4 protein-coding genes and 1 pseudogene are annotated in these 4183 nt (G+C 66.3%); all 5 read right to left on the bottom strand.

Annotated features, from left to right (window positions below):
* Nucleotides 1-771 (bottom strand): HlyD family secretion protein (locus MFF13_RS22990; RefSeq protein WP_373322597.1); only part of this gene is annotated, 771 nt, incomplete at its 3' end.
* 1 nt (nucleotide 772) lies between these two features.
* Nucleotides 773-2542 carry a type I secretion system permease/ATPase gene (locus tag MFF13_RS22985; RefSeq protein ID WP_283205835.1) on the bottom strand — a complete coding sequence of 590 codons (1770 nt, stop codon included), beginning with the start codon at nucleotides 2540-2542 and terminating at the stop codon, nucleotides 773-775.
* A 221-nt stretch (nucleotides 2543-2763) separates the two neighbouring features.
* Nucleotides 2764-3333 carry a helix-turn-helix transcriptional regulator gene (locus MFF13_RS22980; protein WP_238273027.1) on the bottom strand — a complete coding sequence of 190 codons (570 nt, stop codon included), beginning with the start codon at nucleotides 3331-3333 and terminating at the stop codon, nucleotides 2764-2766.
* A 123-nt stretch (nucleotides 3334-3456) separates the two neighbouring features.
* Complete coding sequence (locus MFF13_RS22975; RefSeq protein ID WP_238273026.1) at nucleotides 3457-3720, bottom strand: hypothetical protein; 264 nt, start codon at nucleotides 3718-3720, stop codon at nucleotides 3457-3459.
* A gap of 247 nt (nucleotides 3721-3967) precedes the next feature.
* Nucleotides 3968-4183, bottom strand: a pseudogene (locus MFF13_RS22970) (IS66 family transposase); the annotation flags it as partial.

Genomic DNA, 4183 nt, shown 5'->3' with positions numbered 1-4183 from the left:
CTGCAGCTCGGTCTCGGCGACCTTGCCCTTGGTCGAGGCGGTCTGGGCGATCAGCTGGCCGCGCTCGCCTTCGAGCCGGGCACCGTCCCGCTCCAGCACCGTCACCCGCGACAGCGGCACCAGGTTCTTGGCGTAGAGTTCGCGCACGCCCTTCAGCTCGCTCTGGATCAGCGCGATCTCGCGCTCCTTGGCGCCCGCCTGCTGGGTCAGTCCGCCGATCTCCTGGCCGAGCTGGGCCACGCGCTCGCGCAGCTGCGCCTTCTGGCCCTCGCGGCCCTTCACCCGGGAGGCGAACAGCCGGCTCTCGCCGTCGATGAGGTGGGCCACCGTCGGGTCGGCGGCCTTGCGCGCGGTAAGCGGTGCCGGGAACACGATGGCGTCGGCGCCGTCGCGCTCGGCCTCGTCGCGCGCACCCCGGGCGGCAAGCTCGTCGAGCGCCTTGAGCACCACGTCGAGGTTGGCCCGGGTCTGGGTCTCGTCGAGACGGATCAGCACCTGCCCGGCCTTCACCGCCTGACCTTCGCGCACGAGCAGCTGTCCCACCACGCCGCCGGTCGGGTGCTGCACCTTCTTGACGTCGGACTCGACCACGAGCTGGCCCGGGGCGATCACCGCGCCGGAGATCTGGGTGAAGGTCGCCCAGCCGCCGACCCCGACCACCAGGGCGACGCCGAGCCCGAGCGCGACGGCCAGATGGCGGCGGATCGAGGCTTGCGCGCTCGGCGCGGAACGCGCGGGCGCAAAGCCCATCGGCATCGGGACCGTGTTCATCTCACAGGGCTCCCGGCGCTGCGCGGGGCACCATCACGGCCTGGGCCGGCTGGGGTGCGATCGGCGCGGCCTGGGCCGGCACCGTCTGGAGCACGCGCTTCAGCACCTCGTCCTTCGGTCCGAAGGCCTGGGCCCGGCCGTCAGCCATCATCAGGATCAGGTCGACGGCGGCGAGCGCGCTCGGGCGGTGCGCCACCACGATGCAAATGCCGCCGCGGCGCCGTACCCCGAGAATTGCTTGGGTCAGCGCGTTCTCGCCTTCGGTATCGAGGTTGGCGTTGGGCTCGTCGAGGAGCACCAGGAAGGGGTCGCCGTACAGCGCACGCGCCAGACCGATGCGCTGGCGCTGCCCGGCCGAGAGCCCGGCTCCGCCTTCGCCGATCCGGGTGTCGTAGCCCTCGGGCAGACGCAGCACGAGCTCGTGCACGCCGGCGGCTTGCGCCGCAGCGATCACCGCACTGGAAGCGGCGGCCGGATCGAACCGGGCGATGTTCTCGGCCACCGTGCCGGCAAACAGCTCGACCTCCTGCGGCAGGAAGCCGAGATGGGGGCCGAGCGCTGCGCTCGACCATTGATCGAGGGCGGCTCCGTCGAGGCGGACCTTGCCGCGGATCGCCGGCCAGACCCCGACCAGCGCCCGCACCAGCGAGGACTTGCCCGAGGCCGAGGGGCCGATGATCCCGAGCCCCTGTCCGGCGCGCAGGCTGAGGCTGAGATCCTGAACCACGACCCGCGAGACGCCGGGCGGGGCCACGCTGACGCTCTCGACGGTGAGGCTGGCTTGCGGCGCCGGCAGCGCATGCAGGGTCGGGCTAGCCGGGATGCGCGCGAGCAGGTCCGAGAGCCGGGCCCAGCTCTGGCGCGCCTGGACGAAGCCCTTCCAGTTGGCGATCGCGAGTTCGGCAGGCGCCAGCGCTCGCGACACCAGGATCGAGGAGGCGATGATGATGCCGCCGGTGGCCATGTTGTTGATCACCAGCCAGGCGCCGAGCGCGAGCACGCCTGACTGCAGCGCCATGCGGAACACCTTCGAGCCGGTGCCGTAGCCGCCGGCGACATCGGAGACGCTCTGCTGCGCGCGCAGGTAGTCGCGGTTGGCCTCGGCCCAGCGCGTGGCGAAGCGCCCCTGCATCCCCATCGCCGCGAGCACCTCGGCATTGCGTCGACCGGCCTCGGCCAGACCGTTGCGGCGCATGCCGTGGCTGGTCGAGGTCTGCGACGGTTGCCGCGTGGCGCGGTCAGTCAGCAGGGTCATGCCGGCCAGCACCACGGCGCCGACCAGGGCGGCGACGCCGATCAGCGGATGGAACAGGAAGCAGATGAACAGGTAGATCGGCATCCACGGCAGGTCGAAGAACGCGCCCGGCGCGGAGCCGGACATGAACCCGCGCAGGCCATCGAGATCGCGCAGCGGCAGCAGCCCGTCGCCCGGCATCGCGCCCTTCAGCGGGGCTTGCACCACCAGGTCGAACACCCGATCACTCAGGGCTTCATCAAGGCTGGCCCCGGTCCGCGCCAGGATGCGGGCGCGCAGCATCTCCAACGCCCCCTGGAACGCGTACAGTGCCAGCGCCAGCACCATCAGGCCGATCAGCGTCGGCACCGAACGGCTCGGGATCACCCGGTCGTAGACCTCAAGCATGAAGAACGAGCCGGTGAGATACAGGACGTTGATCAGTCCGCTCATCGCCGCGGCACCGATAAAGGCGGTCCGACACTGGTCGAGCGCCGCGCGCAACTCGCTCGCGCCGGCCCCCACCTGTCGTCCCATCGCCTTCCCCGCCCCTGACAGCATCGAGCCCCACCTCTCGGAAATCGAGGCCCGATCTAACCTGCGGGATCGCCACCAGCATCATTCATTTTATGTAGAAATGCATAATAACTTTGAGATCAGGCAATTATTTTTTGTCAATGGTCGCATCGTCCCAAAAACTTGTCCCAGCGTCCCAAACTGGTCGAGACTCGGAGTGCGTCTATTGCTCTCAGAGGCGGTCATGGCAGGATAGCCAGCCGGACGAGCAAGCGCACGAGCTCGGCCTGCCGGGTTGTACGGGTCTTAACGAAAATTGCTGCCAGCTGACTTCGCGCGGTGGCTACACTGACACCCTGTAGCCCCGCTGCCTCGCTCGTGCTCGCACCGCTGGCAAGCAGCACCGCCAGTTTGGCTTCCGTTCGCGTCAGGCCAAAGATCCGTTCCAACGTCGCAGGTGAGACCTGCGGTGTATCGTCGAGGTCGATCAGGATCAGAATAGTATGTGGCCCATCTAAGTTCTGCACCACGGTCGGAATCGCGTGCATCACCAGGGGACGGCAATCAGGGCGTTCGATCAACACCCAATCCTCACTATCGAGCTTGATCCGGGTCTTGCCGCGGGTCAGCAGCCGCTTGATCAATTCCCGGCCAGACGCCAGAAGATCGGCTTCGGCAATCTTGGCCCTGCCGAATATCGTCTGCAAGATAGCATGGGCGGTGGCATTGACCGCGACGACGCTGCCATCGGTAGCTAGGATAATGCCTCCACATCCAATGCGTTCGAGTGAGGTCAGGAGAGGCACGTTCACAGGTAGGTCGGACTTTCTTCCCGCTTTTGGTTGACAATGCACTGAACCGGACTTGGAAGGAAATAGACTCTCCGACACAAAGCGTAGCAAATGTGTGGGCCTCAAGCTTCGAGACCGGATTTTTCAGATAATGCTGGAGGCTGTCGCGCCCTGGAGGCAGGCCCTGACCCAAGCCTCGGCGGCGGTTAGGCTCTGAAACACCAACCCCTCCTGCTCACACGGACCGAAACCCATTTGCAGGAACCATCCTGTCTCGGCCGGCAGCAGCACTGCGACGATGTGCTGGTTGAAGCGCACGAGATGTGCTTCCTCGCTCGCATTCTGGGTCGCAGTCCGAACCGACTCGAAGTCAATGGCGACAGTGAAACTAGGGTCGGGCATGGTCACCGCATTCGACCAAAAAATCGCCGATGCTAGATCATCGGCAGGCTCGACCTATGCCTAAGTTTCACCGAAGATTCATCATCTGTTTGATTGAAACGAGGCCGATCTATCTGTTCAGTCCCGTGGTGGGATGGGTTGGATCGTATCTGAATTGGCTTGGATCGTCTGCCTAGGCTCAGCAGGTCGCCTTGCATGGCGTGAGGCCGCGTAGGGTCTTGAGCGTAATTACCCACCCCTGTGGCCGCTGGGTTCAGGCGCCAACGGTTTTGAGGATGGTGCCGAAGGAGGTGCTGCCTGTGAGGCGCGCGGTATCGACGACGGTGCGGATGTCGGCCTCGCCCGCAGCGGCCCACATCGCGCGATAGCCGTTGGTCATCTTCCTTTGGACCACGGCCGGACGCAGCAGCCGTTCCGAGCCGTTGTTGGTCGGTTCGACGGCACCGGGATGGTCGAGGAAGACCAAGAG

The sequence above is a fragment of the Methylobacterium cerastii genome, assembly GCF_022179125.1.
Lineage (GTDB): Bacteria > Pseudomonadota > Alphaproteobacteria > Rhizobiales > Beijerinckiaceae > Methylobacterium > Methylobacterium cerastii.
This window is presented reverse-complemented; position numbering and strand designations above follow the sequence as displayed.

Coding starts and splice junctions, on each gene's coding strand:
- MFF13_RS22985 (WP_283205835.1), bottom strand. CDS start 2,542: ATGGGACGACAGGTGGGGGCCGGCGCGAGCGAGTTGCGCGCGGCGCTC.